This window comes from Actinomycetospora sp. TBRC 11914 (assembly GCF_012933465.1).
Lineage (GTDB): Bacteria > Actinomycetota > Actinomycetes > Mycobacteriales > Pseudonocardiaceae > Actinomycetospora.
The window spans coordinates 194,494-220,632 of the sequence record NZ_JABBND010000003.1 but is presented as its reverse complement, the minus strand read 5'-3'; the positions used below and the strand labels follow the sequence as shown (position 1 = coordinate 220,632).

Sequence of the window (26,139 nt, the reverse complement as noted above, 5' to 3'; positions counted from 1 at the left end):
GCGCGATGTGCCCCTCGCGGGAGGGGTCGGGTCCGCCTCCGTGATCAGGGGCACGTGGGGCAGGTCCGCGCGGCTCCGCGGCTGAGCCCCGTGCCCCTCGCGACCGACCCTCAGCCGGCGACGGCGGGCGTGCGCAGGTCGGCGGCCGGGAACGGCGGGAGCTCGTCGGCGCGCATCGAGGCCCGGCCGGCCAGCCGCCAGGCCCGGGCGACGAGGTCGGCGTCCTCGTCGGTGACCAGGTTGCCCATGACGCGCAGCGCCACCGTCATGAGCGCCCGCGACCGCATCCCGACCGGTCCCGCGAGCGGCAGCAGCCTCGGCGTCGTCAGGAGCCCGGCCAGCCGCCGCGCGATGGAGAAGGCCGACCCGTAGTGGCGGCGGAGCGTCGCGGGCCAGGCGAGGGTGAGGTCGGCGTCGGCACCGTCGGAACCCAGCAGGTCGACGACGGTGCGGCCGGTCTCCAGCCCGTAGTCGATGCCCTCGCCGTTGAGCGGGTTCACGCAGCCCGCGGCGTCGCCGACGAGGGCCCAGTTGCGCCCGGCCACCCCCGAGACCGCGCCGCCCATCGGCAGCAGCGCCGACGCGATGTCACGCACCTCGCCCTCGAGCTGCCAGTCCTCGCGTCGCTGCGCCGCGTAGTGCGCGATGAGCGAGCGTAGCCGGATGTTGGCCGGCCGGGCCTCTGTCGCGAGCGTCCCGACCCCGATGTTGACGTGCCCGTCGTGCAGCGGGAACACCCAGCCGTAGCCGGAGAGGACCTCGTCCTCGGCGCCCCGCAGCTCCAGGTGCGAGGAGATCCACTCATCGTCGTGGCGCCCGGAGCGGACGTAGCCGCGGGCGGCCACGCCGTAGGCGGTGTCGCGGTGCCACACGCGGCCCAGCACCCGGCCGAGCGTCGAGCGGGCCCCGTCGGCGACGACGAGGCGGCGGCAGGCGATCGTCGCCGGGCCGTCGTCGGTGGCGAACACGACCCCGGCGACCCGGTCCCCGTCGCGCTCGACGTCGACGGCCCGCGCCCCCTCGACGCCGGTCGCGCCGCGCTCGAGCGCCGCCGCCCGGATCCGGGTGTCGAGCTCGGTCCGCGCGACCGCGCCACCGTGCGCCGGCAGCGACCCGCCCGGCCAGGGCAGCTCGAGCAGCTGCCCGAACCCGGCCGCGCGCAGGCCCCGGTTCTCGCCGCGCCCGCGGACCCAGTCGCCCAGGCCCAGGTGCTGCAGCTCGGCGATGGCGCGGGGGGTCAGGCCGTCGCCGCAGGCCTTGTCGCGGGGGAAGACGGCGGCGTCGGCGAGGACGACCTCGTGGCCGGCCTCGGCGGCGCGGGCCGCGGCCGCGGACCCGGCGGGACCGGCGCCCACGATGAGGACGTCGGTGCGGGTCGGGGTGGTCACGGCGTCCACTCTGCCCAGGATGTGCGCGGTCCGCTCAGCCCGCGAGCAGGCTGAGACGCACGCGACGCGTCGGGTTGTCCCCGTTGGTGTCGACGAGGCACACCGACTGCCAGGTGCCCAGCGCCATGCGGCCGTCGAGCACCGGGATCGACAGCGAGGGACTGATCAGCGCGGGCAGGACGTGGTCGCGGCCGTGGCCGGGGGAGCCGTGGCGGTGGCCCCAGCGGTCGTCGGCGGGGAGGAGCTCGCGCAGCTGGCGGAGCAGGTCGTCGTCGCTGCCGGCGCCGGTCTCGATCACCGCGAGGCCCGCCGTCGCGTGCGGGACGAACACGTGCAGCAGACCGTCGTCGGCGCCGCTGCCGGAGAGGAAACGCTCGCACTCCCGGGTGATGTCGCGGACGGCCTCGTCACCACCGGTCCGGATCTCGATCTCCTCGCTGCGCATCACCTGCGAGCCTACGGCGCGCCGGGGTGCGCCAGGATCGCCCGGTCCGCGCCCGACGGAGCGGATTTCCTGCCACTGGATCTGCAAGCGATGTAACCGAGCACGCCGATAGGGACGCTTCGCTTGCACCCACGGTCGGCCACCACCAGAGAGGGGACCTCGCCCATGAGCGGTCACGCCGGAGTCGCCGTGGTCACCGGAGCCGGGCGCGGGATCGGTGCCGGGATCTCCCGGGCCCTCTCGGCGCGCGGTCACCACCTCGTCGTCACCGACGTCGACGCCGCCGCCGCCCGGGCGACCGCCGACGCCCTCGACGGCCCGGCGACCGCCATGCCCCTCGATGTCCGCGACCCCTCCGCCCACCGCGCCGTCGCCCTCGCCGCCGCGGACCTCGGCGAGGTGACGGTCTGGGTCAACAACGCCGGCGTGCTCTCGACTGCCCCGGTGTGGGACTCCACCGACGCCGAGGTCACCTCGACCATCGAGATCAACACCCTCGGGGTGGTCCACGGCTGCCGCGCCGCGGTCGACGTCATGCGCCGCGGTGACATCCTCAACGTGGTCTCGCTGTCCGGGCTCGGCCCGACACCCGGGCTCGCGATCTACGGGGCCAGCAAGGCCGCGGCGCTGTCCTACTCCCAGGCGCTGCACATCGAGCTGGGCGCCGCGCGCCGCCCGATCCGGGTGCGCGCCCTGTGCCCGGATGCGGTGAGCACCGAGCTGCTGCACGCGGTCTCCGACCGGCCCAGCTCCGCGCTGCTGTTCACCGGGCCCCGGGTGCTGGGCGTCGACGAGGTCGTCGAGGGCGCCATGGACCTGCTCTCCTCCCGCCGCCAGCTCAAGGTCCTGCCGGCGTGGCGCGGATGGCTCACCCGGACACAGTCCGTGCTCCCGGCCGCCGCCCGGTACCTGACCCCCGTGGTCGCCCGCGTCGGCGAACGGCGCCGTCCGATGCGGTGACCGGCCGAACGGTCCGGGGGTCGTGACGGTTCCGTGATCTCACGGGCTACGGTGTGCGCCGGTCGTCGTCCCCCGATCGTGGAGGCCGGATGCTCCTCGTCGCCCCCGATCCCCGTCTGGGGATCGCGCCGGAGCGCATCAGCAGGGTCCGGACCCTGCTCGACGGGCTCCCGACGGCGCCCGGGCTCGCGGTAGCGCTGCCCGGTGGGCCCGAGGGGGAGCTCGACGCGGTGGTGCTACGTCCGGACGGCATCCTCGGGCTGGTCCCGGCGGACGCGTCCCGGCGCGTGCGGGTCGGAGCCGGAGGGTCCGACGGCGCCGGCTCGCAGGAGCTCGCCGCCGCGGAGATCGACCGGCTCCTCGCGCTCGCCGACCCGACGCCGACCGCCCCGCGCCAGGTCGTCCCGATCGTCGACCGCCGCCCGCCGGCCCGTTCGCGCCACGAGGACCCCGAGCGCACCGACGAGGACACCGGGGTCGGCGTGGCCACGGCCGCCCGCCTGGTGCTGACCGCTTCGGCCGGCCCGACGGTGCTCGACGTCGCCGAGGTCCGCCGCCTGCTCGCGGCGTGGCGCCTCGCCGAGTTCGTCCCGGACGGCGCCGACCTCCAGGCCGCCGGCTTCCCGGGGTCGCTTCCCGACGACGGGTCCGGGCGCGGCCGGGCCGCGGCGGCGAGCGCGCCGTCGATCCCCCCGGCGAGCCCGGTGTCGAACCCGGTGTCGAACCCGCCCTGGGCGAGCCCGGTCTCGTCGAGCCCGGTCTCGTCGAGCCCGGTCTCGTCGAACCCGGTCTCGTCCCACCCGTCGACGCCGCCGGTGCCACTCGCGCGGTCGTCGTTCGCCTCGAGCCCGGGCGGCGCGCCGGAGGAGTCCGGACCGGGGCGGACGGGCGTCCTCACCGAGGCCGATCAGCCGCGGCCGCTCACCGCCCCGATGCCCGTCACCCCCGACTCCGTGGTCGACGCCGCCCCGGCGCCCCTCGGGCCGTGGCCCGACGGCGGGAGCGGTCCGCGGCGCCGTCGTGAGCGGCGGGCCCGCCGCCTCGTGCCCGTCGGCTGGCTGAGCACCTGGCGCGGGCTGGGGATCACCGCCGTCGTCACCTTCGGCGCCGCGCTCGGCGTCGCCGCCCTCGTGGTGCGCGGCGTCTCGCCGGCTCCCGAGGACGTGGCCGCCCAGCCGGTGCGGGTCGTCGACGGCGTCTCGTGGACGCAGCGGGTGGTGACCACCGACCCGACCTGCGAGGGGCACGCGTACGGCCAGGCCGTGCAGTTCCTCCGCCAGCACCCGTGCGCGCAGCTCGACCGGTCGCTGTGGTCCGGCACCGTCGGGAGCAGCCCGCTGGTCGCGTCGGTGGCGGTCGTGCGCATGGGCGACGCGGCCTCGGCGGCGGCGTTCAAGGCGCTCGTCGACTCCTCCGGCACCGGCAACGTCGCCGATCTGCTGCGCGAGGGCAAGGGCTTCCCCGGGGCGCCCGCGTCGCTGTCGGCGAGCGCCGGCTACGGCTCGGCGCAGGTGGGGGAGTCGGTGGTGATCGCCGAGACCACGGTCGGCGCCGGGGCGGCGGCGGTGGGGGAGAGCACGCTGGACAAGGTCGCCCGTCAGGCGGTCGGCCTGCGCTGAGCTGGGGCGCGGCCTCGAGCTGAGGGGCACTGGGCGCATGCCAACCGGCCCCGGATCTGCGTGGTGTGCCCGTCGCGGGCCGGGCGGTGAGCGCTCGGGGGCGGCCCCGGGCTGAGGGGCACTGGGCGCATCCCGACCGGCCCCCGGGGCTGCGTGGTGTGCCCGTCGCCGAGTCCCGCGACGGTGGCGCCGCCGGCCGGCGGAGAACCGAGCGATGGTGCCCCTCGCCCGACCCGCCCGACGAGGCCCTCAGCGCGTCCCGGGGAACGGCGGCACCAGCGGCTGGGTGCCCGAGAGCCGGCGCCAGCGGACCCCGACGTCGGCCGCCGACACCACGGCCGCCACCCCGAGCCGGCGCAGCTGGGGGTCGTCGGTGCGCTCGAGGACCGCGCGCCACCCGACGGCGGTGTCGTCCTCGGCCACGACGAGCAGCGCGGCCGCGCTCGCGGCGTCGGTGACCGGCCGCGGGGTGGCGTAGGCCGCCGCGGCCGGCGCGGGCGCGACCCCGGCCGCCTCGCACAGCGCCACCAGCGCGTCCCGGCGCTCGCGGTGGGCCAGGGCGGCCCGGGCGAGGGGACCCTGGTCGTCGGGGGGCAGGTAGGCGCTGGCCAGGCCCGAAGACCAGACGGCGGCGTGCTCCGCGCCGAGCACGGCCTCGACGGCCGAGCGCGTCGTGGAGTCGTCCAACGGCCCCGTCACGCCAGCACCTCGACGAGCCCGCCGCACGCGGCGGCCACGGAGGCGACGAGCCCGCTGCGGTAGCGCGCCGTGCGGACGGCGAGCTCCGAGCCGGTGTCCCGCGCCGACCCCAGTGAGGTGCGCAGCGCCGTCGTCGCCGCCGCCGACGAGGCGGGCGGGGCCGGGTCCGGCGCGGGCGCCGCCACCGCGTCGGCCCGGTCCGGGCGCGCCCGCCGGATCTCCGCGGCGAGCGCGTCGGCGTGGGCGCCGCGCGTCTGCGCGACCGGGGCCACGCGGGCGGCGAGGTCGGGGAAGGCCCGCCCGGCGACGGTGGCCAGCGCCGCGTCGGCGCGGGCCGCCGCGAGCGGGGCCTCCAGCTCGTCGGGGCCCTCGTCGGCGTCGCCGCAGGCCGCGGCGACCGTCGACACCGCCCCCGCCAGGGCCAGCGCGGCCGTCCCGCGCAGGACGCCGCGCCGCGTCGGGGAGGGGAGGTCCATCGACGGGCATCCTGCCAGTCCGGCCCGGGCACGGACCCGGACGCCGGGCCGGGTCGCCGGCCCGCGGGGCGGGCTACGCTGGGTGGCCCGCGGACGCCGCCCCCGCCGCCTCCCCGAGGTGCTCCGGAGTCCGGCCTCCCCCAGAACCCGTGTAGGAGGACCCGCCGTGTCCCGTGCGCCCGTGGGCTCACCCACCGGTGCCGCCGTGAGCGCCCTGTCGCCCGTCGTCTCCGACGTCGTGACGCGCGCCGGCTTCGTGCTCGACGAGCTCGACGTGCGCCCCGCGGGGCGCCGCCTGGTCGTGCGCGTCACCGTCGACTCGCCCGATGCCCCGGGGGTCGACGACGGCCCGGCCGGCGGGGTCGACCTCGACGGCGTCGCCGAGGTCTCCCGCGACGTGTCGGCCGCCGTCGACGCCCGCGAGGCCGAGGACCCGGCGGTGCGCGACGCGCTCGCCGGCGCCTACACCCTCGAGGTCACCACCCCGGGCACCGACCGGCCGCTCACCGCCCCGCGGCACTGGCGGCGGGCGTGGCTGCGCCGGGTCGCGGTCACCCTCGCCGGCGGTGAGTCGATCACCGGCCGGGTCGGTGGCGTGACCGACCCCGAGGAGGGGCCGGCGACGGTCACCCTCGCCGTCGGGAAGGAGCTGCGGACGGTGGCGCTCGACGAGGTGTCCCGCGCGGTCGTCGAGGTCGAGTTCAAGCCCGCCCCCGAGGCGGAGGTCGAGGCCCTGCGCGCGGCCCGCCGCGAGAGCGCCGAGCAGCACCAGGGCACCCAGCAGCAGGACACGGAGCAGGAGGAGCGGTGAAGGTCGACCTGATGGCCCTGCGCGCGATCGAGCGCGACAAGGACATCTCCTTCGAGACGGTGGTCTCGGCGATCGAGTCGGCCCTGCTCTCGGCCTACCGGCAGACCGGGCGCGAGACCCCGGGCGCCCGCGCCGAGGTCGACCGCGACAACGGCGAGATCCGGGTGCTCGTGCCCGAGCTCGGCGAGGACGGCGAGCGCGTGGGGGAGGTCGACGACACCCCCGCGGGGTTCGACCGCATCGCCGCGACGACGGCCCGGCAGGTCATCGTGGCCAAGCTGCGCGACGCCGAGAACGACCGTAGCTACGGCGAGTACGCCACCCGCGAGGGCGAGGTCGTCTCGGGGGTCGTGCAGCGTGACGCCCGGGCGAACGCGCGCGGGGTCGTGGTCGTCGACATCGGCTCGATCGAGGGCGTCATCCCCTCTGCCGAGCAGGTCCCCGGCGAGAAGCTGGAACACGGCGAGCGCGTCCGGTGTTACGTGGTCGGGGTCACGAGGACCCCGCGGGGCACGGCGGTGACGCTCTCCCGCACGCACCCGAACCTGGTGCGCAAGCTCTTCGCGTTCGAGGTCCCCGAGATCGCGAGCGGCGCGGTGGAGATCACCGCGATCGCCCGCGAGGCCGGGTACCGCTCGAAGATCGCGGTCCGCTCGAACGTCGCGGGTCTCAACGCCAAGGGCGCGTGCATCGGGCCGATGGGGGCGCGGGTGCGCGGCGTCATGGACGAGCTGCACGGCGAGAAGATCGACATCATCGACCACTCCGACGACCCCGCGGAGTTCGTGGGCAACGCGCTCTCGCCGTCGAAGGTCGTCTCGGTCGAGGTGACCGACGAGCGGGCGCGCGCCGCCCGCGTCGTGGTCCCCGACTACCAGCTCTCGCTCGCGATCGGCAAGGAGGGACAGAACGCCCGCCTCGCCGCGCGTCTCACCGGGTGGCGCATCGACATCCGCTCCGACGCCCAGCCCGAGGACGCCCAGCCCGAGACGGACCTGGTGGCGCCCTAGCGCCGCGGGGCCGTCGTCACAGGGCCGTTCTTGGTCCGCGGACGAGCGCGGTAGAGTGACCCATGGCCCGGAACCGCCCGGCCCCCCGCGAGGAAGCATCGATCGAAGGACCGGTGCGGACGTGCGTGGGGTGCCGATCGCGGGGCCCGGTGTCGGAACTGCTGCGAGTGGTGGCCGTGGACGGGGCATGCGAACCCGACCCACGGCGTCGCAAGCCGGGGCGGGGAGCCTGGGTGCATCCCGCCACGGAGTGTCTGCACCGCGCGGAGCGCCGGTCGGCGTTCCCCAGGGCGCTGCGCGTCCCGGGGCCGTTGGACACCGGCGCGCTGCGCGCACTGCTCGGGGCGGACCCGGTGCCGGACAGCAGGGTGGAGGCCCCGACGCCCGTCGGAGCCGGAGGACGAGGAAGCAGGTCGACCCCCGATGAGCCAGCCGTGAAGCACTCGCGATGAGCGCGCAGGCGTAGGACACGAGGTCGCGGGCACGCCGCCGACCTCGAGAATGAGGAGATCAGTGGCAGGCAAGGCCCGGGTGCACGAGCTCGCGAAGGAGCTCGGCGTCACCAGCAAGCAGGTACTCACGCAGTTGGAGTCCCTCGGCGAGTTCGTCAAGTCGGCGTCCTCGACCGTGGAGGCCCCCGTCGCGCGCAAGCTGCGCGACTCCATGAACGGCGGCGCCAACGGCAACGGCGGTGGCGCCCGCAAGCCGCGTCCCGGTGCGTCCGGCAGCGGCGGCGCCTCGGCGCCCGCCCCCGGCCCGCGCCCCGGTTCGCCCCGGCCCGGCCCGGCGGCCCCGGCCACCCCCGCGGCTCCGGCTGCCCCCGCGGCCTCCGCCGCGCCGGCGTCGGACGCCCCGGCCGAACCGCGGCCCACCGACGCCCCGCGTCCGGGCTCCGAGCGGCCCTCCGGCCCGACCCCCGGCCCGTCGCGCGACAGCGGCCGTCCGGGTCCGCGCCCGAGCGGCACCGAGCGTCCCGACCGGCCGCAGCGCCAGGGCGGCATCCCGCGTCCCGGGGCCCAGCGTCCCGGCGGCGAGCGCGGCGGCGACCAGCGCCAGGGCGGCCGTCCCGGTCAGCCCGGCGGCCAGCAGCAGCGCCCGGCCGCCGCGGCGGCCTCGGGTGACGCGAGCACCGTCGCACCCCGTCCGCAGGCCCCGAAGCCGGGCCCGAAGACGCCGCGCGTCGGCAACAACCCCTTCGGTGTCGGCCAGGGTGCCCCGCCGCGGCCGCAGGGCCCGCGTCCGGGCGGTGGCGGCGCCGGTGGCGACCGTCCGCCGCGCCCGCCGCGTGACGGCGAGGCCCCCGCGCCGCGCCCGCCGCGCGACGGCGAGCAGCGTCCGGCCGCGGGCGACCGTCCGCCGCGTCCCGGCGGCACGGGCGGCGCGAGCCCGGGCAACATGCCCCCGCGCCCGAACCCCGGCATGATGCCGGCCCGCCCGGCCGGTGCCCCCGGCCGCGGTGGTCCCGGCGGTCCTGGTCGTGGCGGCCCCGGCGGTCGTCCCGGCGGCGGTCGTCCCGGTGGCGGCGGCGGTGGCTTCCGTCCCGGTGGCGGTGGCCCCGGCGGTGGCGGCGGCGGTGGCGGCGCGCCCGCGGGCGGTTTCCGCGGTCGTCCCGGTGGCGGCGGTGGTCGTGGCCGTGGTGGCGGTGCCGCGGGTGCCTTCGGGCGTCCGGGCGGTCCCGCGCGTCGTGGCCGCAAGTCGAAGCGCCAGAAGCGTCAGGAATTCGACAACATGCAGGCGCCGTCGGTCGGCGGCGTCCGCCTGCCGAAGGGCAAGGGCGAGACCGTCCGGCTGCCCCGCGGCGCCTCGCTGACCGACTTCGCCGAGAAGATCGACGCCAACCCGGCGTCGCTGGTCCAGGTGCTCTTCCACATGGGCGAGATGGTCACGGCCACCCAGTCGGTGTCCGACGACATCCTGGAGCTGCTCGGCGGCGAGATGAACTACGACGTGCAGGTCGTGTCCCCCGAGGAGGAGGACCGCGAGCTGCTGGAGTCGTTCTCCATCAGCTACGGCTCCGACGAGGGCGACGAGGACGACCTGCAGGCCCGCCCGCCGGTCGTCACCGTCATGGGCCACGTCGACCACGGCAAGACGCGTCTGCTGGACACGATCCGGAAGACGCGCGTGGCCGAGGCCGAGGCCGGTGGCATCACCCAGCACATCGGCGCCTACCAGGTCCAGACCGAGCTCGAGGGCGTCGAGCGGCCGATCACCTTCATCGACACCCCGGGTCACGAGGCGTTCACCGCCATGCGTGCCCGTGGTGCGCAGTCCACGGACATCGCGGTGATCGTGGTGGCGGCCGACGACGGCGTCATGCCGCAGACGGTGGAGGCGATCAACCACGCCCAGGCGGCCGACGTGCCGATCGTGGTCGCGGTGAACAAGATCGACAAGGAGGGGGCCAACCCCGCCAAGATCCGCCAGCAGCTCACCGAGTACAACCTCGTGGCCGAGGAGTACGGCGGCGACACGATGTTCGTCGACATCTCGGCTCGCGAGAACATCAACATCGACTCGCTGCTCGAGGCGATCCTGCTGACCGCGGACGCCTCCCTGGACCTGCGGGCCAACCCGGACATGGAGGCGCAGGGCGTCGCGATCGAGGCGCACCTCGACCGCGGCCGCGGCCCCGTGGCCACGGTCCTGGTCCAGCGCGGCACGCTGCGCGTCGGCGACTCGGTGGTCGCCGGCGACGCCTCGGGCCGTGTCCGGCGGATGCTCGACGAGTTCGGCGAGGACGTGCGCGAGGCGCTGCCCTCCCGCCCGGTGCAGGTCATCGGCTTCACGTCGGTGCCGGGCGCCGGCGACACGTTCCTGGTCGTCGACGAGGACCGCGTGGCCCGGCAGATCGCCGACCGGCGGCGCGCCCGTGAGCGCAACGCCGAGCTGGCGAGCCGTCGCAAGCGCATCTCGCTCGAGGACCTCGACGCCGCGCTGAAGGAGACCAACGAGCTCAACCTGATCATCAAGGGTGACAACTCGGGTACCGTCGAGGCGCTCGAGGACGCACTCACGAAGATCGACGTGGGCGACGAGGTGCAGCTGCGCGTGCTGCACCGGGGCGTCGGTGCGATCACCGAGGGCGACATCAACCTCGCGATCGCGTCCAACGTCATCGTCATGGGCTTCAACGTCCGCGCGGAGGGCAAGGCCACCGAGCTGGCCAACCGCGAGGGCATCGACATCCGCTACTACTCGGTCATCTACCAGGCGATCGACGAGATCGAGGCGGCCCTCAAGGGCATGCTCAAGCCGATCTACGAGGAGGTCGAGCTCGGCACCGCGGAGGTGCGCGAGGTCTTCCGCTCCTCCAAGGTCGGTGCGATCGCCGGTTGCCTGGTGACCGACGGGATCATCCGGCGCAACGCCAAGGCCCGCCTGGTGCGGGACGGCGCGGTGGTCGCGGAGAACCTGACGATCAACTCGCTGAAGCGGTTCAAGGACGACGCGACCGAGGTCCGCGACGGCTACGAGTGCGGTCTGACGCTCGGGTCGTTCAACGACGTCAAGGTCGACGACAAGATCATGACCTACGAGATGCGGGAGAAGCCGCGCGAGTGACGGTCCTGGTCGTCCCGGCCCGGGGGCGCTGACGGTGTACGTCGGCGCCCTCGAGCTGGACCTGCTGCTCGGTGACGTCCGGAGCATCAAGGAGAAGCGCTCCGTGGTGCGCCCGGTCGTCGCCGAGATCCAGCGCAAGTACGCGGTCTCGGTCTCCGAGGCCGGACACCTCGACCTCCACCGCCGCGCCCTGATCGGCGTGGCGGTGGTGGCCGCGGACGCCGGGCACGTCACGGACGTGCTCGACCACTGCGAGCGCCTGGTGAGCTCCCATCCCGAGCTCCAGGTGCTCTCCGCGCGGACCCGCTGGCTGGGTCCGCACGACGACTGACATCGCCGCACGCCGGCAGGATTCACGGCAGGAAGGCCGCTCACGATGGCCGACGCACCCCGGGCCCGACGGCTCGCGAAGCGGATCATCCAGATCGTCGCCTCGACCCTGGAGCACGAGGTCAAGGACCCGCGCCTGGCGATGGTGACGATCACCGACGCCCGGCTCACCGCCGACCTGCGCGAGGCGACGGTGTACTACACCGTCTATGGCGGCGAGGCCGACCAGACCGCCAGCGCGGCCGCCCTCGCCAGCGCCACGGGCGTCGTGCGCACCGCGGTGGGGCGCCAGACCGGGGTGCGGCACACGCCCTCGATCGCCTTCGTGCCCGACGCGGTGCCCGAGGGCGCCGCCCGCATGGAGGAGCTGCTCGCGGGGGCCCGGGCGGCCGATGCCGAGGTCGCCTCGCAGGCCGCCGCGGCGAGCTACGCCGGGGAGGCCGACCCCTACCGCAAGCCGCGGGAGGACGACGACCTCGACGGGGACCTCGACGAGGACCTCGAGCCGGTCGACACCGGGTCGGACTCCGAGGTGCCCGGCGCCCTCGGCGGCCCGGCGCGGTGACCCCGCGGGCGGTCGGGCGCGACGAGGCCGTCGCGGTGCTCGCGGCGGCGCACGAGGTGGTCCTGCTCGCCCACGTCAACCCCGACGCCGACGCCCTCGGCAGCGCGCTGGCCCTCGGGCTCGCGCTGCACCGGCGCGGCGCGACGGTGCGTGTCTCGTTCGGCGCGCCCGAGCGGCCCGCCGAGTCGCTGCGCGACCTCGACGTCGCGGGCCTCGTCGTGCCCGCGGCCGAGGTGCCGCCCGCGCCCGAGCTGCTCGTCGTCCTCGACACCGGCAGCGTCGACCGGCTCGGTCCGCTGGCCTCCCGCGTCGACGGGGCCGCGACCACGCTGGTGATCGACCACCACGTCTCCAACGGCGGGTTCGGCACCGCCTACTACGTCGAGCCGCACGCCGAGGCCACCGCGGTCATCGTGCTGGGCCTGCTCGACGCGCTCGGCGCCCCCGTCGACCTGCCGATCGCCCGCGCCCTCTACGCCGGCCTCGTCACCGACACCCGCAACTTCCGCGCCGCCTCGCCCGCCACCCACGACATGGCCGCGCGCCTGCTCGTGGCGGGCGTCGACGCCGAGGCGGTGACCCGCCCGCTGCTCGACACCCACCCGTTCTCGTGGCTGGGCATGCTCGCGGCGGTGCTCTCCACCGCGACCCTCGAGCCCGACGCGGCCCGCGGGCTCGGGTTCGTGTGGGCGTGCGCGCGGGCCGAGCACATCGCGGGCGGCCGGCAGGAGGAGGTGGAGAGCATCATCGACGTGCTGCGCACCACCGCCGAGGCCGAGGTCGCGATGGTGCTCAAGCAGGTGGGGCCCTTCCGCTGGACCGCGTCGCTGCGCAGCAAGGGCCGTCTCGACGTCGCCGCCGCCGCGCTGGCCATGGGCGGCGGCGGCCACCGGTCGGCCTCGGGGTTCACCGTCGAGGCCCGCACGCCCGACGCCGCCGACGTGGTGGCCGACGTGCGCCGCGCGCTCGTGGCCGCGCCGCTGCTGTGAACCTCGCCCTCGCCTCCGTGCCGATGCAAGCGGAGCCCTATCGGCGTGCTCGTCCTGACTGCTTGCATCCAGTGACAGTTCCGCCGCATCGTCGCGCCTCCCGACCCCGCTGATGACGACGTCGCTCGACGCCGGCCCGGTCCGGGTCCTGTCGCTCTCGGCGGCCGCGCTCGTCGTCCTGGTCGCCGAACCGCTCTACCTGCTCGTCGACACCGCCGTCGTCGGGCGCCTGGGCGCGCTGCCGCTCGGGGCGCTCGCCGTCGGCGCCGTCGTCCTCGCCCAGGTGTCCTCGCTGGGCACCTTCCTGGCCTACGGCACCACCGCCCGGGCCGCCCGCGCGTACGGCGCCGGGCGGCGGGACCGCGCGATCGCCGAGGGGGTCGCCGCGACGTGGCTGGCGGTCCTCGCCGGCCTCGCCGTCGTCGTGGTGGGCCAGCTCGTCGCGCGCCCGGTCGCGGACGCCCTCGGCGGCGGCGGTGCGCTGTCCGACGCAGCGGTCTCCTGGATGCGGATCGCGCTCTGCGGGGCGCCGGGGATCCTCGTCGCGATGGCCGGCAACGGCTGGATGCGCGGGGTGCAGTCGACCCGCGCGCCCGTCGTCGTCGTGCTGGCCGGCAACGGGGCGTCGGCGGTGGCGAGCCCGCTCCTGGTCCACGGCGCCGGGTCGTGGGCGGGCCTCGGCCTGGAGGGCTCGGCCATCGCGAACGTCGGGGCCCAGTCGGTGGTGCTGGTGCTCTTCACCGCGGCGCTGGTGCGCGAGGCACTGGCCCTGCGGGTGCCGCTGCGCCCCGTCCCCGCGGACCTGCGCGCCCAGCTCGGCCTCGGGCGGGACCTGCTGCTGCGCAGCCTCGCCTTCCAGGCCTGCTTCCTGTCCGCGACCGCGGTGACCGCGCGGTTCGGGGCGGCGTCGGTCGCGGCCCACCAGGTGGTGCTGCAGCTGTGGACGTTCATGGCGACGGTGCTGGACTCGCTGGCGATCGCCGCGCAGCAGCTGGTCGGCGCGGCGCTGGGCGCCTCGTCGCGGCCGGCGGCGCGGACGGTCACCGGGCGCGTGACGCGCTACGGGCTGGTGCTCGGCGTGGTGGCGGGTGTGGTCTTCGCCGCACTCGCGGGCGTCCTGCCGCGGCTGTTCAGCCCCGACCCGACGGTGCTCGCGACCATCCCGTCCGCGTGGTGGTTCTTCGTCGCGCTGCAGCCCGTGGCCGGGTTCGTGTTCGCCCTCGACGGGGTGCTCCTCGGCGCCGCGGACGCCGCCTTCCTGCGCAGACTCACCCTGGGCTCGGCGGTCCTGGGCTTCCTGCCGATGATCTGGCTGTCGCTGGCGTTCGGGTGGGGGCTCGCGGGGGTGTGGGCCGGGCTGTCGCTGTTCATGCTCGGCCGGGCCCTCGGCGTCGGGCTGCGGGCCCGCGGTGACCGGTGGATGGTCCCCGGGGGCCTCTGAGCAGCCGCGACGGATGCGGGGCAGGATGCCGGGCGAGGAACGTCGTCCCGCTCGAGGAGGTCTCGCCGACCATGACCGCACCCACGTCCCGCGTCGCCGTCGTCACCGGAGCCGCCCGCGGCCTCGGTGCCGCCACCGCGCTGCGCCTGGCCGCCGACGGGGCGGCCGTCGCGGTGATCGACCTCGAGGAGAGCGCGGCCAAGGGCACCGCCGACGCGATCGCCGACGCCGGTGGGCGCGCGATCGCGATCGGCGCCGACGTGGCCGACTCGGCCGCGGTCGACGCCGCCGTCGAGCGGGTGGTCGCCGAGCTCGGGCCGCCCACGGTGCTGGTCAACAACGCCGGGATCACCCGCGACAACCTGCTGTTCAAGATGACCGAGACCGACTGGGACGCCGTCATGGGCGTGCACCTGCGGGGCTCGTTCCTCATGACCCGCGCCTGCCAGAAGCACATGGTCGACGCCGGGTGGGGGCGGGTCGTCAACCTGTCCTCGACCTCCGCGCTGGGCAACCGCGGGCAGGTCAACTACTCGGCGGCCAAGGCCGGTCTGCAGGGCTTCACCAAGACCCTGGCGATCGAGCTGGGCCGCTTCGGCGTCACCGCCAACTGCGTCGCCCCCGGCTTCATCGCCTCGGAGATGACCAAGGCGACCGCCGAGCGCCTCGGGGTGTCGTGGGAGGACTTCATGGCGGCGCGCGCCAAGGAGATCCCGGTGCAGCGGGCCGGGGCGCCCGAGGACATCGCGAACATGGTCGCGTTCTTCGTCGACGAGCGCTCCGGGTTCGTCAACGGCCAGGTCGTCTACGTCGCGGGCGGCCCCAAGACCTGACCGGCGCGCGCCGCGGCCGCGTCACGCTGTCGGGGGTCCGTGCTCTGCTTCCGGTGTGGGCGGGACACGGCACGACGACGGCGGGTGGGACCCGGGAGCCCTCGCGTGGCTGCGGGAGGTGCGCGACCGGTGGCGGGCGCTCGGTGTCCTCGGGCTGCTCGAGGACACCGTCGCCGCGGTGTGGGAGCGCAATGTCTCCCGACACGACCCGGAGGTCGCCGGGGACACCCCGGTCACCCTCGGGATCACCTCCTCGGAGAACCTGCGGACGGTGCTCCTGCGGGCCGCGCCGGAGTGGGAGCCGCGGGGCGTCCTCATCGGCGCCCCGTGGAACTCGCTCGCCGTCGCGCACGAGGCCGTCGTCCTGCACCTGATGAAGGCCCCGGACCGCGCGGGGAGCCGCCCGGACTTCGCGACGCTGCGCTGGGTCGGGGAGGTGCGCGGAGCGGCGGCGACGGTGAACGGGCTGGTGTACGCCCCGGCCCGGGACGACCGGACGGGCCAGCTGTGGTTCGACGGCTTCGGGGTCCCGCCGCCCACCCGGCCGGTCCCACCCGCGGACGGGCACGTCGGGCTGCGGCACGTCGTGCTGGTGTGGACCGGGGCGGCGGCCACGTCGACCACCGCGGGCTGGCTCGCCGTCCCCTGGGAGCACGACGCCGGGCCGACGTGGCTCGCGGCGCTGCCGCTCTGGGCGCACGGCCCCGACGAGGTCCCGGCGCCGCGGCGGGTGCCCGCGGTGTCGCTGTCGTTCGACCGCGTCGCGCCCGACCCGGCCCCGCCCCCGGTCCGGCGGGCATGATGCCCGGCGATGAACGCGCGCCGTGGACCCAAGACCCCACCGCCACCCCCCGGCCTGCTCGTCGTCGACAAACCGGCCGGGTGGACCTCGCACGACGTGGTGGGCAAGGCGCGGCGCCTCGTCGGGACGCGGAAAGTGGGCCACGCCGGCACGCTCGACCCGATGGCCACCGGGGTGCTGGTCCTCGGCGTGGAGCGGGCCACCAAGCTCCTCGGCCATCTCGCGCTCGACACCAAGACCTACCTGGCCACGATCCGCCTCGGCGCCGAGACCTCGACCGACGACGCGGAGGGCGAGCCCACCGGCGGCGCCGACGCGTCCGGGGTGACCGACGCGGCGGTCGCGGCGGGGGTGGCCGCCCTGACCGGGGACATCGCGCAGGTCCCGAGCACGGTGTCGGCCATCAAGGTGGACGGCCGGCGGGCCTACGAGCGGGCCCGCGCCGGTGAGGAGGTCGTCCTCGAGGCGCGTCCGGTGCACGTCGCGCGCTTCGACGTGCTCGCCACCCGCCGCGAGGGGTCGACGGTCGACCTCGACGTCCTCGTCGACTGCTCCTCGGGCACCTACGTCCGGGCGCTCGCGCGCGACCTCGGGCGCGGTCTCGGCGTCGGCGGGCACCTCACCGCGCTGCGGCGCACCCGGGTCGGGCCGTTCACCCTCGCCCACGCCCGTGACCTCGACACCCTCGCCGCGCAGGCCGAGGGGGAGCAGGGGCGCGCGGAGCTCTCGCTGGACCTCGACGCCGCGGTCGACACGGCCTTCCCCCGCCGCGAGGTCGACGCCGCCGGCGCGGACGACCTCGCCCACGGCCGCCCGCTGCCCGCCGGCGGCACCACCGGGACCACCGCGGTGTTCGGGCCCGACGGCCACGTCGTCGGCCTGGTCGCCGACGAGCGCGGCTGGGCCCGCCCGGTCCTGGTGCTCGCGCCGGCGGGGTGAGCCGGAGGGGCACCCAGCCGGCCGGCGAGGGGCACGTGGGGCAGGTCCGGAGGTCCGTCGTCCTGCGTGGCGTGCCCCTGGGTGAGGGGCGCGGGCCGGCCCCGGCCGGTGAGGGGCACGTGGGGCAGGCCTGGCTATCGGCTGGCCCGCGTGGTGTGCCCCCGGCCGGCGCACCGGGGACGGGTCCGGTGCCCGCCCCGGCGGGTGATCCAGACCCGCCGACCGGTTGGGGCCACGGCGCGCCCGTACGCTGACGCCCGTCGGAAGTCCACTCGCTCCGGAGGCCCCTCGCAGTGCAACGCTGGCGCGGTCGTGACGGCGTGCCCCCGGGCTGGGGCCGCTGCGTGGTCACCATCGGCGTGTTCGACGGGGTGCACCGCGGCCACCAGCAGCTCATCGGCCGGGCCGTGGCCCTGGCGCGCGAGCTCGGGGACCTCCCGACCGTGCTCATCACCTTCGACCCGCACCCCAGTGAGGTCCTGCGCCCCGGCTCGCACCCGGCGCAGCTGACCACGCTGGCCCGCCGGGCCGAGCTCGTCGCCGAGCTCGGCGTCGACGCGTTCTGGGTGCTGCCCTTCACGCTCGAGTTCGCCCACGTCTCGCCGGCCGAGTTCGTCCACGAGCTGCTCGTCGACCGCCTGCACGCCTCCGCGGTCGTCGTCGGGCGGAACTTCACCTACGGCTACAAGGCCGCCGGCGACGTCGCCGAGCTCGAGCGCCTGGGGCAGCGCTTCGGGTTCGAGGCGATCGGGCTCGACCTCGTGGCCGACGGCGACCGGGGGCGCACCGTGACGTTCTCCTCGACCTACATCCGCAGCTCGATCGCGGCCGGCGACGTCGAGGCCGCGGCCGACGCGCTCGGGCGGCCGCACCGCGTCGAGGGCGTCGTCGTGCGCGGCGACCAGCGCGGCCGCGAGCTCGGCTACCCGACCGCGAACGTCGCCGTCACCGAGCACGCCGCCGTCCCCGCCGACGGGGTGTACGCCGGGTGGTTCGTGCGTCCGGGCCCCGACGGCCGGGAGGAGCGCCTCCCGACGGCGGTCTCGGTGGGCACCAACCCCACGTTCTCCGGCCAGGTCCGCACGGTCGAGGCGTTCGTGCTCGACCACAGCGAGGACTTCTACGGCCAGCGCGTCGCGGTCGACTTCGTCGCCCGGGTGCGGGGGATGACGCGCTTCGAGTCGATCGAGGAGCTCATCACCGCGATGGACGGCGACGTCGCCACCACGCGGAAGCTCCTCGGCCTGTAGACCCGTGCGCCTGTTCGTCGCGGTCCTCCCGGACGACGCGGTCGACGCGGCGGTGGACGCCGCGCTCGAGCGGGCGCTGCGCCCGGGGCCGGACGGGGACCGGTGGCGCCCGGTGGCCCGGGAGCGCCGCCACGTCACGCTGCGCTTCCTCGCCGACGCCGATCCCGGGGACGTCGCGGCCACGCTGCGCCGCGACCTCGCCGGCCTCCCCGCCCCGCGGCTGCGCCCCGAGGGCGCCGGGGTGTTCGGCACCGCGCTGTGGCTGGGGATCCGGCCCGACGACGGCGAGGGCTGGTCGCGCCTGGTGGCGGCGGCGGGGGCCGACCCGGGCGAGCACGTCGCCCACCTGACCGTCGCCCGGTGCCGCGGCCGGGCGCCCGCGGTGCCGCCGGGGCTGGACGCGCACCGGGGTCCGGCCTGGACGCCGCGCGAGGCGGTGCTGGTGGCCGGCGGGACGCCCTACCGGGTGCTCGAGCGGTTCGCGCTGGTGGAGAGCCCGGGCGGCGGGGAGGGCGTCGGACCCGCCCGGTAGACTGTGAGGTGATCCGGCTGCGGTCCGTGGCGGCCGGACGCGCGGGCGACCCCGCGCGGTGGGCGCACCGGCGCAGCAGTGCTCGACCGGCGCACCCCACACGGCACCGGACGGGTGGCCCACAGCGCCGCCCGGACGGGCAGGACCCCTCCGAGCACCGAGGAGCACCACCGACGTGGCCCTGACCACCGACCAGAAGCGCTCGATCCTCTCCGAGTACGGCGTGCACACCACCGACACGGGTTCGCCCGAGGCGCAGGTGGCACTGCTGACGCAGCGGATCATCCAGCTCACCGAGCACCTGAAGACCCACAAGCACGACCACCACTCGCGGCGCGGACTGCTGCTGCTGGTCGGTCGCCGCCGCCGGCTGCTGAAGTACGTGGCCTCGGTGGACATCTCGCGCTACCGGTCGCTCATCGAGCGGCTCGGCCTGCGCCGCTAGACCCCCTCCGGGCCGTCCGCGTCGCCGACGCGGGCGGCCCGAGGAGCACCACGACCCGAACAACGACGAGCCCCGCCACCGCAGCGCCGGTGGAGGACCGATCCGACCCGGTCCTCGGTAGTGGCTCCCGGACCCGCCGTCCGGGGGCTTCGATCGAAGACCGGTCACGTCGGCCGTCCGCGGTGGCCCCCGACGCGAGGGGGCACGTGGCGGCGGGGACTCCACAGGAGGAATCCCGACCCATGGCGAACTCCGCCTCACCGGCCACCGTGGACACCGAGACCGGCGTCCACGAGACCACCGCCGTCCTCGACAACGGCGCCCTCGGCAGCCGCACCATCCGCTTCGAGTCCGGTCGCCTGGCCCGCCAGGCCGCGGGCGCCGTCGTCGCGTACCTCGACGACGAGACGATGCTGCTCTCGGCGACCACCGCGTCGAAGCGCCCGAAGGACAACTTCGACTTCTTCCCGCTCACCGTCGACGTCGAGGAGCGGATGTACGCCGCCGGGCGCATCCCCGGCTCGTTCTTCCGCCGCGAGGGCCGCCCGTCCACCGACGCGATCCTCACCTGCCGCCTGATCGACCGCCCGCTGCGCCCGACCTTCGTGTCGAACCTGCGCAACGAGGTGCAGGTCGTCATCACGGTGCAGAGCCTCAACCCGAACGACCCCTACGACGTGCTGGCGATCAACGCCGCGTCGGCCTCCACGCAGATCTCGGGCCTGCCGTTCGACGGTCCGGTGGGCGCCACCCGCATGGCGCTCATCGGCGACCAGTGGGTCGCGTTCCCGACGTGGGAGCAGTTGCAGGGCGCCGTGTTCGACATGGTGATCGCGGGCTCGATCACCGAGGACGGCTCCGACGTCGCGATCTCCATGGTCGAGGCCGAGGCCACCGATCACGCGCTGGCGCTCGTCGCGGGCGGCGCCCCGGCGCCCACCGAGGAGGTCGTGGCCGCCGGCATGGAGGCCGCGAAGCCCTTCCTGCGCACCCTGTGCGAGGCGCAGAAGAACCTCTACACCTCGCTCGGCGTCACGACGAAGGACTACCCGACCTTCCCGCCGTACCAGTCCGACGTGCTGGACGCGGTCACCTCGGCCGCCGGTGACGAGCTGGACCGCACGCTCACGATCGCGGGCAAGCACGAGCGCGACGACGCCCAGGACGCCCTCAAGGAGCGCCTCGTCACCGAGCTCGGCCCGAAGTTCGAGGGCCGCGAGAAGGAGATCGGCGAGGCCTTCCGCTCGCTGACCAAGGCCACGGTCCGCAAGAAGATCCTCACCGAGGGCTTCCGCATCGACGGCCGCGGCGTCACCGACATCCGGCCGCTGGCCGCCGAGGTCGAGGTCATCCCGCGGGCGCACGGCTCGGCCCTCTTCGAGCGCGGCGAGACCCAGATCCTCGGCGTCACCACGCTGAACATGCTGCGCATGGAGCAGTCGATCGACTCCCTCACCCCGGAGACGACGAAGCGCTACATGCACCACTACAACTTCCCGCCGTTCTCCACCGGCGAGACCGGCCGCGTCGGGTCCCCGAAGCGCCGGGAGATCGGCCACGGCGCGCTGGCCGAGCGCGCCCTCGTGCCGGTCCTGCCGACCCGCGAGGAGTTCCCCTACGCGATCCGGCAGGTCTCCGAGGCGCTGGGCTCGAACGGCTCGACCTCGATGGGCTCGGTCTGCGCCTCGACGATGTCGCTGCTCAACGCCGGCGTGCCGCTCAAGGCCCCGGTCGCGGGCATCGCGATGGGCCTGGTGTCCGGCGAGGTCGACGGCAAGGAGACCTTCGTCGCGCTGACCGACATCCTCGGCGCCGAGGACGCCTTCGGCGACATGGACTTCAAGGTCGCCGGGACCAAGGACCTCGTCACCGCGCTGCAGCTGGACACCAAGCTCGACGGCATCCCCTCCGAGGTCCTCGCGAAGGCGCTCACCCAGGCCAAGGGCGCGCGCCTCGCGATCCTCGACGTGATGGCCGAGGCCATCGACGCGCCCGACGAGATGAGCGACTACGCGCCGCGCATCACCACGGTGAAGGTGCCGGTCGACAAGATCGGCGAGGTCATCGGGCCGAAGGGCAAGATGATCAACTCGATCACCGAGGAGACCGGCGCCGACATCTCGATCGAGGACGACGGCACGATCTACGTCGGCGCCGCGGACGGGCCGAGCGCCCAGGCCGCCGTCGACAAGATCAACGCCATCGCCAACCCGCAGATGCCGAAGATCGGCGAGCGCTACCTCGGCACCGTCGTCAAGACCGCGGCGTTCGGCGCGTTCGTGTCGCTGGTGCCCGGCCGCGACGGCCTGGTGCACATCTCGAAGCTCGGCGGCGGCAAGCGGATCGGCAAGGTCGAGGACGTCGTGAACGTCGGCGACAAGATCCGCGTCGAGATCACCGACATCGACAACCGCGGCAAGATCAGCCTCGTCCCGGTCAAGGAGGAGGAGACCGCCGACGCCTCGGGCAACGGTGACGCTCCCGAGGGCACCGGCGCCGAGGGCGCCGGCGTGCCGCCGGCCGAGCCCGCCGCCACGGGCGCCATCACCGGCGCCATCGGCGGAGGCAGCTCCTGACCGGGACGTCCGAGGCGCGGCGCCGCACGCCGGCGGCACACGCGACGGAGGAGCGTGTGGTGCCGGAACGGCTTGCCGCGGAGACCCAGCAGGCGCGGCGCCGCACGCCGGCGGCACACGCGACGGAGGAGCGTGTGGTGCCGGAACGGCTTGCCGCGGAGACCCAGCATCCGGCTCCCGGGGTGGCACGGACCGTGCTCCCCGGGGGCCTGCGGGTGGTCACCGAGCACGTCCCGGGGGCACGGTCGGCCTCGGTCGGGCTGTGGGTCGACGTCGGGTCGCGCGACGAGCCGGGGTTCGACCCGGCGTCGCGCGGCGCCGCCCACTTCCTCGAGCACCTGCTGTTCAAGGGCACCCCGCGGCGCTCCGCCCGGCAGATCGCCGAGGAGATCGACGCGGTCGGTGGTGACCTCAACGCGTTCACCACCAAGGAGCACACCTGCTTCTACGCCCACGTCCTCGACGCGGACATGCCGCTCGCGGTCGACGTCGTGTGCGACGTGGTGCTCGAGGGCGTCATGGCCGCCGAGGACGTCGAGGTCGAGCGCGACGTGGTGCTCTCCGAGATCGCCGGGCGCGACGACGACCCCGAGGACCTGCTCGCCGACGACTTCGACGACCTCCTGCTGGGCGCCCACCCGCTGGGCGGCCCGGTGGTGGGCTCCGAGGAGTCGGTGGGCGCGATGACCCGCGACGTCATCGCCCGGTTCCACGCCGCGCACTACGTGCCGTCGCGGTCGGTGCTCGCCGTCGCGGGCAACGTCACCCACGCCGCCGTCCTCGAGGCGGTCGTCGCCGGGTTCGGCGACCGGCTCGCGCCCGGCCCGGCGTGGGTCCGTCCCGACGCGGCCGTCACGCCGCCGCTGCCGGCGGACCGGCTGGTGGTGCGCGAGGACGACACCGAGCAGGCCCACCTGATGCTCGGCGTGCCCTCGGTGCGCCGCGGCGACCCCCGCTGGGCCGCGCAGCTCGTGCTGTCGACGGTGCTCGGCGGCGGCACCAGCTCGCGGCTCTTCCAGGAGATCCGGGAGCGGCGGGGGCTGGCGTACTCGGTGTACTCGTCCGCGGCCGGCTACTCCGACCTCGGTGTGCTCTCGGTGTACGTCGGCTGCGCGCCCGAGCGGCTGGGTACGGCCGCCGGGGTGCTGCGCGAGCAGCTCACCGACCTGGCGCGGGGCGGGGTCACCGACGCCGAGCTCGTCCGCGCCCGCGGCCAGCTGCGCGGCGAGTACGTGCTCGGGCTGGAGGACACGTCGTCGCGCATGAGCTGGCTCGGGCGCCGCGAGCTGGACGGCCGGGGGGCCTCGCTGGACCTGGCCGACTCGCTGGCCCGCATCGAGGCGGTCACCCGCGACGACGTCGCGACGCTGGCCGCCGAGCTGTTCTCGACGCCGGTGACCGCGGCCGTCGTCGGGCCCTACGCTGACGCCGACGATCTCCCCGACGAGTTGCGCGAGGTGGCCGGATGAGCGGGGGACACGAAGCGGAGCGGAGCTGGACCGGATGACCGGGGGACACGAAGCGGAGCGGAGCTGGACCGGATGACCGGGGGACACGAAGCGGAGCGGAGCTGGACCGGATGAGTGAGGGAGCGGCAGCCGCCGCGGACCTGCCCGTGGACGACGACGTCACCCGGGTCGGCGTGCTCGGGGCGCGGGGCCGCATGGGCGCCGAGGTGTGCCGGGCCGTCGAGGGCGCCGAGGACCTCGACCTGGTCGCGATGGTCGACCAGGGCGACTGGCTGTTCTCGCTGGCCGACGCGGACACCCAGGTCGCGGTGGACTTCACCCACCCCTCGACCGTCGCGGAGAACATCCGGTTCTGCATCGACCAGAACATCCACTGCGTCGTCGGGACCAGCGGGATCACCCCCGAACTGCTGGACACGATCCGGGGCTGGCTCGAGCCGAAGCCGGAGCTCGGCGTCATGGTGGTGCCGAACTTCGGGATCGGGGCCGTGCTGTCGATGCGGTTCGCCGCGCAGGCGGCCCGGTTCTTCGACTCCGTGGAGATCGTCGAGCTGCACCACCCGAACAAGGCCGACGCGCCGTCGGGCACGGCCACCCGCACGGCGCAGATGGTCGCCGAGGCGCGGTCGTCGGCGGGGCTCGGCCCGAGCCCCGACGCCACCACGCACGACCCCGACCACGCCCGCGGCGCCGTCGTCGACGGGGTGCACGTCCACGCGGTCCGGATGACGGGGCTCGTCGCGCACCAGCAGGTCATGCTCGGCACGGCGGGGGAGACGCTGGTCATCCGGCACGACTCGCTCGACCGGGCCTCGTTCATGCCCGGCGTGCTGCTGGCCGTGCGGTCGGTGTCGTCGCGGCCCGGGCTCACGGTCGGCCTGGAGTCGGTCCTCGACCTGGACTAGCCGGCTCGTCCCCGGGCCCGTGCCGGCAAGGGCACGTTCCTGGCATCCGACGCCAGGACGGCGCCGTTCACCCGTCCCCTATGAGGCCGATCTACAGGAGCGGGAGGCCGAGGTCGTCCGCGGTCGGTTCGGGGGCGAACGCGAGGTCGAGCGGGCCGCCCAGGCGCACCTCGCGCAGCGGGCGGCCGCCCGCGTCGAGGGTGCGCACGGTGCCGTCGGGGTCCCAGCCGGCGCGGGCGTAGAACGCCCGCGAGGCCGCGTCGCGCTCGGGCACCCACGTGATCCCGCGGGCCGCCCCCTCCGCCCGCAGCGCCTCGGTGGCCGTCACCAGCAGCCGGCCGCCGTGCCCCCGCCGGCCCCACCGCGGCGAGACCAGCAGCGTCGCCACCAGCCCGACCCGCCCGGCGTCGTCGGGAACCGTCCCCACCGCGTCCGCGACGTCCTCCTCGGCAGCCGCGCCGGCGAGGCAGAACCCGACGACGGCGTCGCCCTCGGTCGCCACCCACAGCCCCGGCCCGGCGGCGGTGCGCGCCCAGGCGGCGCGCACCGCCTCGTCGTCGAACCCCTCGGTGAGGCCGGCGGGCAGGAAGCCGGCCCAGGCCGACGTCCACACCTCGCGCTGCACGGCGGTGACGGGCCCGGCGTCGTCGGCGGTGGCGGGACGGACGTGCGCGATCGCCATGTCGTGAGGGTGGCACGGGGGCTGTCACCCGCGTCACGCGGACGGTGCGCGGAACGGTGGTAGACCTACGACCCCCGACCGCCACGCCAGGAGGAACCTTGTCCGTCACCGACGAGCTGGTCGCCGCCAACGAGTCGTTCGCCGCGTCGTTCTCCGGCGGTGGCCTCGCCGGGCCCCCGTCGCGCCACGTCGCGGTCGTCGCCTGCATGGACGCCCGGCTCGACGTCTACCGCGCCCTCGCGCTCGGCGACGGCGAGGCCCACGTCATCCGCAACGCCGGCGGGGTCGTCACCGACGACGTCCTGCGCTCGCTGACGATCAGCCAGCGCAAGCTCGGGACCACCGAGGTCGTGCTGATCCACCACACCAAGTGCGGCATGGCGACCTTCGCCGACGACGACTTCGTCGCCGAGCTCGAGTCGGAGTGCGGACAGCGCCCGGCGTGGGCGCCGGGGGCGTTCGGCGACACCGAGCAGGACGTGCGCGACTCGCTCGCCGCCGTCCGCTCGAGCCCGTTCCTGCTCCACACCGACGCGGTGCGCGGCTTCGTCTACGACGTGGACAGCGGCGCGCTGACCGAGGTGAAGTGACCTTCGACGTCCGGGATGTCGTTGCCGAGATCGACGTCCCGCACCGGCCGGACCTCGATCCGGTCCGCCGGCAGGTGGCCGACCTCGCGCCGCTGACCGACCACGTGCTCGCCCCGGACAACCCGACGGCGCGCGCGGCGGTGTCCGGCGTCGCGGTGGCGGCCGTGGCGCGCGAGGCCGGGGCCCGGGTGACCGCGGTCCTCAACGCGCGGGACCGCAACCGCCTCGGCCTGCGCCGCGACCTGCTGGGCCTGCTCGCGCTCGGCGTCGGCGAGGTGCTGCTCCTGCGCGGGGACCCGCCGGAGGACGATGCCGAGGACGGTCCCCTCGGGGTCCGGGCCATGCTCGACGAGGCCCGGGCGCTCGCCGAGGAGCACGAGGTGGCGCTGCGGATCGGGGTCGTCGCCCCGCTCGGCCGGCCGCTCGCCCGGTGGAAGCGGGCGGCCGACGCGGTCTGGCTGCCGCCGTCGTTCTCGGTCGCCGCGGTGGCCCGCTGGCGCGAGGACGCCGAGGTCGACGTCCCGGTGCGCGCGGGGGTGATCCTCCCGACGGGGCCGCGCATGGCCGACGGCGTCGCCTCCGCCATCCCGGACCTCGAGCTGCCCGACGGGCTCGAGGACGCGCTCGCCGAGGACCCCGACGCCGGGGTGGCCGCGGCCTGCGAGCACGTGCTCGCGCTGCGGGAGGCCGGCGTCGTGGACGGGGTGCACCTGGTGGCGGTCAGCCGGGCGGGACGGGTCGCGCGCCGGCTCGCGCCGCTGCTGGCGGGGTGAGTGTCGGGGGTCGGTGGCACGATCCGGGCCGTGGGTGATCGCGTGA

The 26,139-nt window shown here is 75.8% G+C and carries 26 protein-coding genes; 21 read left to right on the top strand and 5 right to left on the bottom strand.

The window, feature by feature from the left end:
* Positions 1–110: 110 nt before the first annotated feature.
* Both HH311_RS09165 and HH311_RS09160 read right to left on the bottom strand, forming a co-directional pair.
* Positions 111–1,388, bottom strand: coding sequence for a geranylgeranyl reductase family protein (locus HH311_RS09165; RefSeq protein WP_169183312.1), 1,278 nt, complete (start codon positions 1,386–1,388; stop codon positions 111–113).
* Positions 1,389–1,422: 34 nt separating this feature from the next.
* Complete coding sequence (locus HH311_RS09160; protein ID WP_169183311.1) at positions 1,423–1,833, bottom strand: secondary thiamine-phosphate synthase enzyme YjbQ; 411 nt, start codon at positions 1,831–1,833, stop codon at positions 1,423–1,425.
* 165 nt (positions 1,834–1,998) lie between these two features.
* Here HH311_RS09160 and HH311_RS09155 point away from each other — a divergent pair, with 165 nt between their 5' ends.
* Both HH311_RS09155 and HH311_RS31520 read left to right on the top strand, forming a co-directional pair.
* Positions 1,999–2,793 carry an SDR family oxidoreductase gene (locus tag HH311_RS09155; protein WP_169183310.1) on the top strand — a complete coding sequence of 265 codons (795 nt, stop codon included), beginning with the start codon at positions 1,999–2,001 and terminating at the stop codon, positions 2,791–2,793.
* A gap of 89 nt (positions 2,794–2,882) precedes the next feature.
* Positions 2,883–4,412, top strand: coding sequence for a hypothetical protein (locus HH311_RS31520; RefSeq protein ID WP_248292336.1), 1,530 nt, complete (start codon positions 2,883–2,885; stop codon positions 4,410–4,412).
* A gap of 249 nt (positions 4,413–4,661) precedes the next feature.
* Here the strand turns inward: HH311_RS31520 and HH311_RS31515 are convergent, their stop codons facing one another.
* Entirely contained in the window at positions 4,662–5,111 is a 450-nt protein-coding gene (locus HH311_RS31515; RefSeq protein WP_169183309.1) for a DUF4439 domain-containing protein, read from the bottom strand.
* Positions 5,108–5,587: a hypothetical protein gene (locus tag HH311_RS31510; protein WP_169183308.1), complete on the bottom strand. Its 480-nt coding sequence runs from the start codon at positions 5,585–5,587 to the stop codon at positions 5,108–5,110. The genes HH311_RS31515 and HH311_RS31510 overlap by 4 nt, the downstream gene beginning before the upstream one ends.
* Before the next feature lie 205 nt (positions 5,588–5,792).
* Here HH311_RS31510 and rimP point away from each other — a divergent pair, with 205 nt between their 5' ends.
* The 17 genes from rimP to dapB all read left to right on the top strand — a co-directional run bounded on the left by rimP (position 5,793) and on the right by dapB (position 24,048).
* Positions 5,793–6,398, top strand: coding sequence for a ribosome maturation factor RimP (gene rimP / locus HH311_RS09135; RefSeq protein WP_312030028.1), 606 nt, complete (start codon positions 5,793–5,795; stop codon positions 6,396–6,398).
* Positions 6,395–7,408 (top strand): transcription termination factor NusA, encoded by a 1,014-nt coding sequence (gene nusA / locus HH311_RS09130; protein WP_169183306.1) that lies wholly within the window; start codon positions 6,395–6,397, stop codon positions 7,406–7,408. The genes rimP and nusA overlap by 4 nt, the downstream gene beginning before the upstream one ends.
* A 62-nt stretch (positions 7,409–7,470) precedes the next feature.
* Positions 7,471–7,860 (top strand): YlxR family protein, encoded by a 390-nt coding sequence (locus tag HH311_RS09125; RefSeq protein WP_169183305.1) that lies wholly within the window; start codon positions 7,471–7,473, stop codon positions 7,858–7,860.
* Between the two features lie 61 nt (positions 7,861–7,921).
* Entirely contained in the window at positions 7,922–10,972 is a 3,051-nt protein-coding gene (gene infB, locus HH311_RS09120; protein ID WP_169183304.1) for a translation initiation factor IF-2, read from the top strand.
* A gap of 34 nt (positions 10,973–11,006) precedes the next feature.
* A complete protein-coding gene (locus HH311_RS09115) occupies positions 11,007–11,303 on the top strand; it encodes a DUF503 domain-containing protein (protein WP_169183303.1) in 297 nt (98 codons plus the stop codon).
* 45 nt (positions 11,304–11,348) lie between these two features.
* Positions 11,349–11,867 (top strand): 30S ribosome-binding factor RbfA, encoded by a 519-nt coding sequence (gene rbfA / locus HH311_RS09110; protein WP_169183302.1) that lies wholly within the window; start codon positions 11,349–11,351, stop codon positions 11,865–11,867.
* Positions 11,864–12,856, top strand: coding sequence for a bifunctional oligoribonuclease/PAP phosphatase NrnA (locus HH311_RS09105; protein ID WP_169183301.1), 993 nt, complete (start codon positions 11,864–11,866; stop codon positions 12,854–12,856). Before rbfA ends, HH311_RS09105 begins: the two co-directional genes overlap by 4 nt.
* 112 nt (positions 12,857–12,968) lie before the next feature.
* Complete coding sequence (locus tag HH311_RS09100) at positions 12,969–14,297, top strand: MATE family efflux transporter (RefSeq protein ID WP_169183300.1); 1,329 nt, start codon at positions 12,969–12,971, stop codon at positions 14,295–14,297.
* A 71-nt stretch (positions 14,298–14,368) separates the two neighbouring features.
* The gene (gene fabG, locus HH311_RS09095; protein ID WP_169183299.1) at positions 14,369–15,130 is read left to right on the top strand and encodes a 3-oxoacyl-ACP reductase FabG; all 762 of its coding nucleotides are present in this window, start codon (positions 14,369–14,371) and stop codon (positions 15,128–15,130) included.
* Between the two features lie 55 nt (positions 15,131–15,185).
* Positions 15,186–15,932 (top strand): hypothetical protein, encoded by a 747-nt coding sequence (locus HH311_RS09090; protein ID WP_169183298.1) that lies wholly within the window; start codon positions 15,186–15,188, stop codon positions 15,930–15,932.
* A gap of 9 nt (positions 15,933–15,941) precedes the next feature.
* Positions 15,942–16,871 carry a tRNA pseudouridine(55) synthase TruB gene (truB, locus tag HH311_RS09085; RefSeq protein ID WP_169183297.1) on the top strand — a complete coding sequence of 310 codons (930 nt, stop codon included), beginning with the start codon at positions 15,942–15,944 and terminating at the stop codon, positions 16,869–16,871.
* Positions 16,872–17,164: 293 nt separating this feature from the next.
* Entirely contained in the window at positions 17,165–18,121 is a 957-nt protein-coding gene (locus HH311_RS09080; RefSeq protein ID WP_169183296.1) for a bifunctional riboflavin kinase/FAD synthetase, read from the top strand.
* 4 nt (positions 18,122–18,125) lie between these two features.
* Positions 18,126–18,653 carry a 2'-5' RNA ligase family protein gene (locus HH311_RS09075; protein WP_169183295.1) on the top strand — a complete coding sequence of 176 codons (528 nt, stop codon included), beginning with the start codon at positions 18,126–18,128 and terminating at the stop codon, positions 18,651–18,653.
* Between the two features lie 175 nt (positions 18,654–18,828).
* The gene (gene rpsO / locus HH311_RS09070) at positions 18,829–19,098 is read left to right on the top strand and encodes a 30S ribosomal protein S15 (RefSeq protein WP_169183294.1); all 270 of its coding nucleotides are present in this window, start codon (positions 18,829–18,831) and stop codon (positions 19,096–19,098) included.
* Positions 19,099–19,340: 242 nt separating this feature from the next.
* Positions 19,341–21,674: a polyribonucleotide nucleotidyltransferase gene (locus HH311_RS09065; RefSeq protein WP_248292335.1), complete on the top strand. Its 2,334-nt coding sequence runs from the start codon at positions 19,341–19,343 to the stop codon at positions 21,672–21,674.
* A 137-nt stretch (positions 21,675–21,811) separates the two neighbouring features.
* Entirely contained in the window at positions 21,812–23,143 is a 1,332-nt protein-coding gene (locus HH311_RS09060) for a pitrilysin family protein (protein WP_312030027.1), read from the top strand.
* A 110-nt stretch (positions 23,144–23,253) separates the two neighbouring features.
* Positions 23,254–24,048: a 4-hydroxy-tetrahydrodipicolinate reductase gene (dapB, locus tag HH311_RS09055; protein WP_169183293.1), complete on the top strand. Its 795-nt coding sequence runs from the start codon at positions 23,254–23,256 to the stop codon at positions 24,046–24,048.
* 91 nt (positions 24,049–24,139) lie between these two features.
* Here the strand turns inward: dapB and HH311_RS09050 are convergent, their stop codons facing one another.
* Positions 24,140–24,730: a GNAT family N-acetyltransferase gene (locus HH311_RS09050; RefSeq protein WP_169183292.1), complete on the bottom strand. Its 591-nt coding sequence runs from the start codon at positions 24,728–24,730 to the stop codon at positions 24,140–24,142.
* 98 nt (positions 24,731–24,828) lie between these two features.
* Between HH311_RS09050 and HH311_RS09045 the strand changes: the two genes are divergently transcribed.
* Both HH311_RS09045 and HH311_RS09040 read left to right on the top strand, forming a co-directional pair.
* Positions 24,829–25,320, top strand: coding sequence for a carbonic anhydrase (locus HH311_RS09045; protein ID WP_169183291.1), 492 nt, complete (start codon positions 24,829–24,831; stop codon positions 25,318–25,320).
* Positions 25,317–26,093: a methylenetetrahydrofolate reductase gene (locus tag HH311_RS09040; protein WP_169183290.1), complete on the top strand. Its 777-nt coding sequence runs from the start codon at positions 25,317–25,319 to the stop codon at positions 26,091–26,093. The genes HH311_RS09045 and HH311_RS09040 overlap by 4 nt, the downstream gene beginning before the upstream one ends.
* The last annotated feature ends 46 nt before the right edge of the window (positions 26,094–26,139 follow it).

Bases quoted from the DNA above. Each gene is read 5' to 3' on its own strand.
- HH311_RS09160 (WP_169183311.1), bottom strand. From the start codon at position 1,833: ATGCGCAGCGAGGAGATCGAGATCCGGACCGGTGGTGACGAGGCCGTC.
- HH311_RS09155 (WP_169183310.1), top strand. From the start codon at position 1,999: ATGAGCGGTCACGCCGGAGTCGCCGTGGTCACCGGAGCCGGGCGCGGG.
- HH311_RS31520 (WP_248292336.1), top strand. From the start codon at position 2,883: ATGCTCCTCGTCGCCCCCGATCCCCGTCTGGGGATCGCGCCGGAGCGC.
- HH311_RS31510 (WP_169183308.1), bottom strand. From the start codon at position 5,587: ATGGACCTCCCCTCCCCGACGCGGCGCGGCGTCCTGCGCGGGACGGCC.
- HH311_RS09125 (WP_169183305.1), top strand. From the start codon at position 7,471: ATGGCCCGGAACCGCCCGGCCCCCCGCGAGGAAGCATCGATCGAAGGA.
- rbfA (WP_169183302.1), top strand. From the start codon at position 11,349: ATGGCCGACGCACCCCGGGCCCGACGGCTCGCGAAGCGGATCATCCAG.
- HH311_RS09100 (WP_169183300.1), top strand. From the start codon at position 12,969: ATGACGACGTCGCTCGACGCCGGCCCGGTCCGGGTCCTGTCGCTCTCG.
- fabG (WP_169183299.1), top strand. From the start codon at position 14,369: ATGACCGCACCCACGTCCCGCGTCGCCGTCGTCACCGGAGCCGCCCGC.
- truB (WP_169183297.1), top strand. From the start codon at position 15,942: ATGAACGCGCGCCGTGGACCCAAGACCCCACCGCCACCCCCCGGCCTG.
- HH311_RS09065 (WP_248292335.1), top strand. From the start codon at position 19,341: ATGGCGAACTCCGCCTCACCGGCCACCGTGGACACCGAGACCGGCGTC.
- dapB (WP_169183293.1), top strand. From the start codon at position 23,254: ATGAGTGAGGGAGCGGCAGCCGCCGCGGACCTGCCCGTGGACGACGAC.
- HH311_RS09050 (WP_169183292.1), bottom strand. From the start codon at position 24,730: ATGGCGATCGCGCACGTCCGTCCCGCCACCGCCGACGACGCCGGGCCC.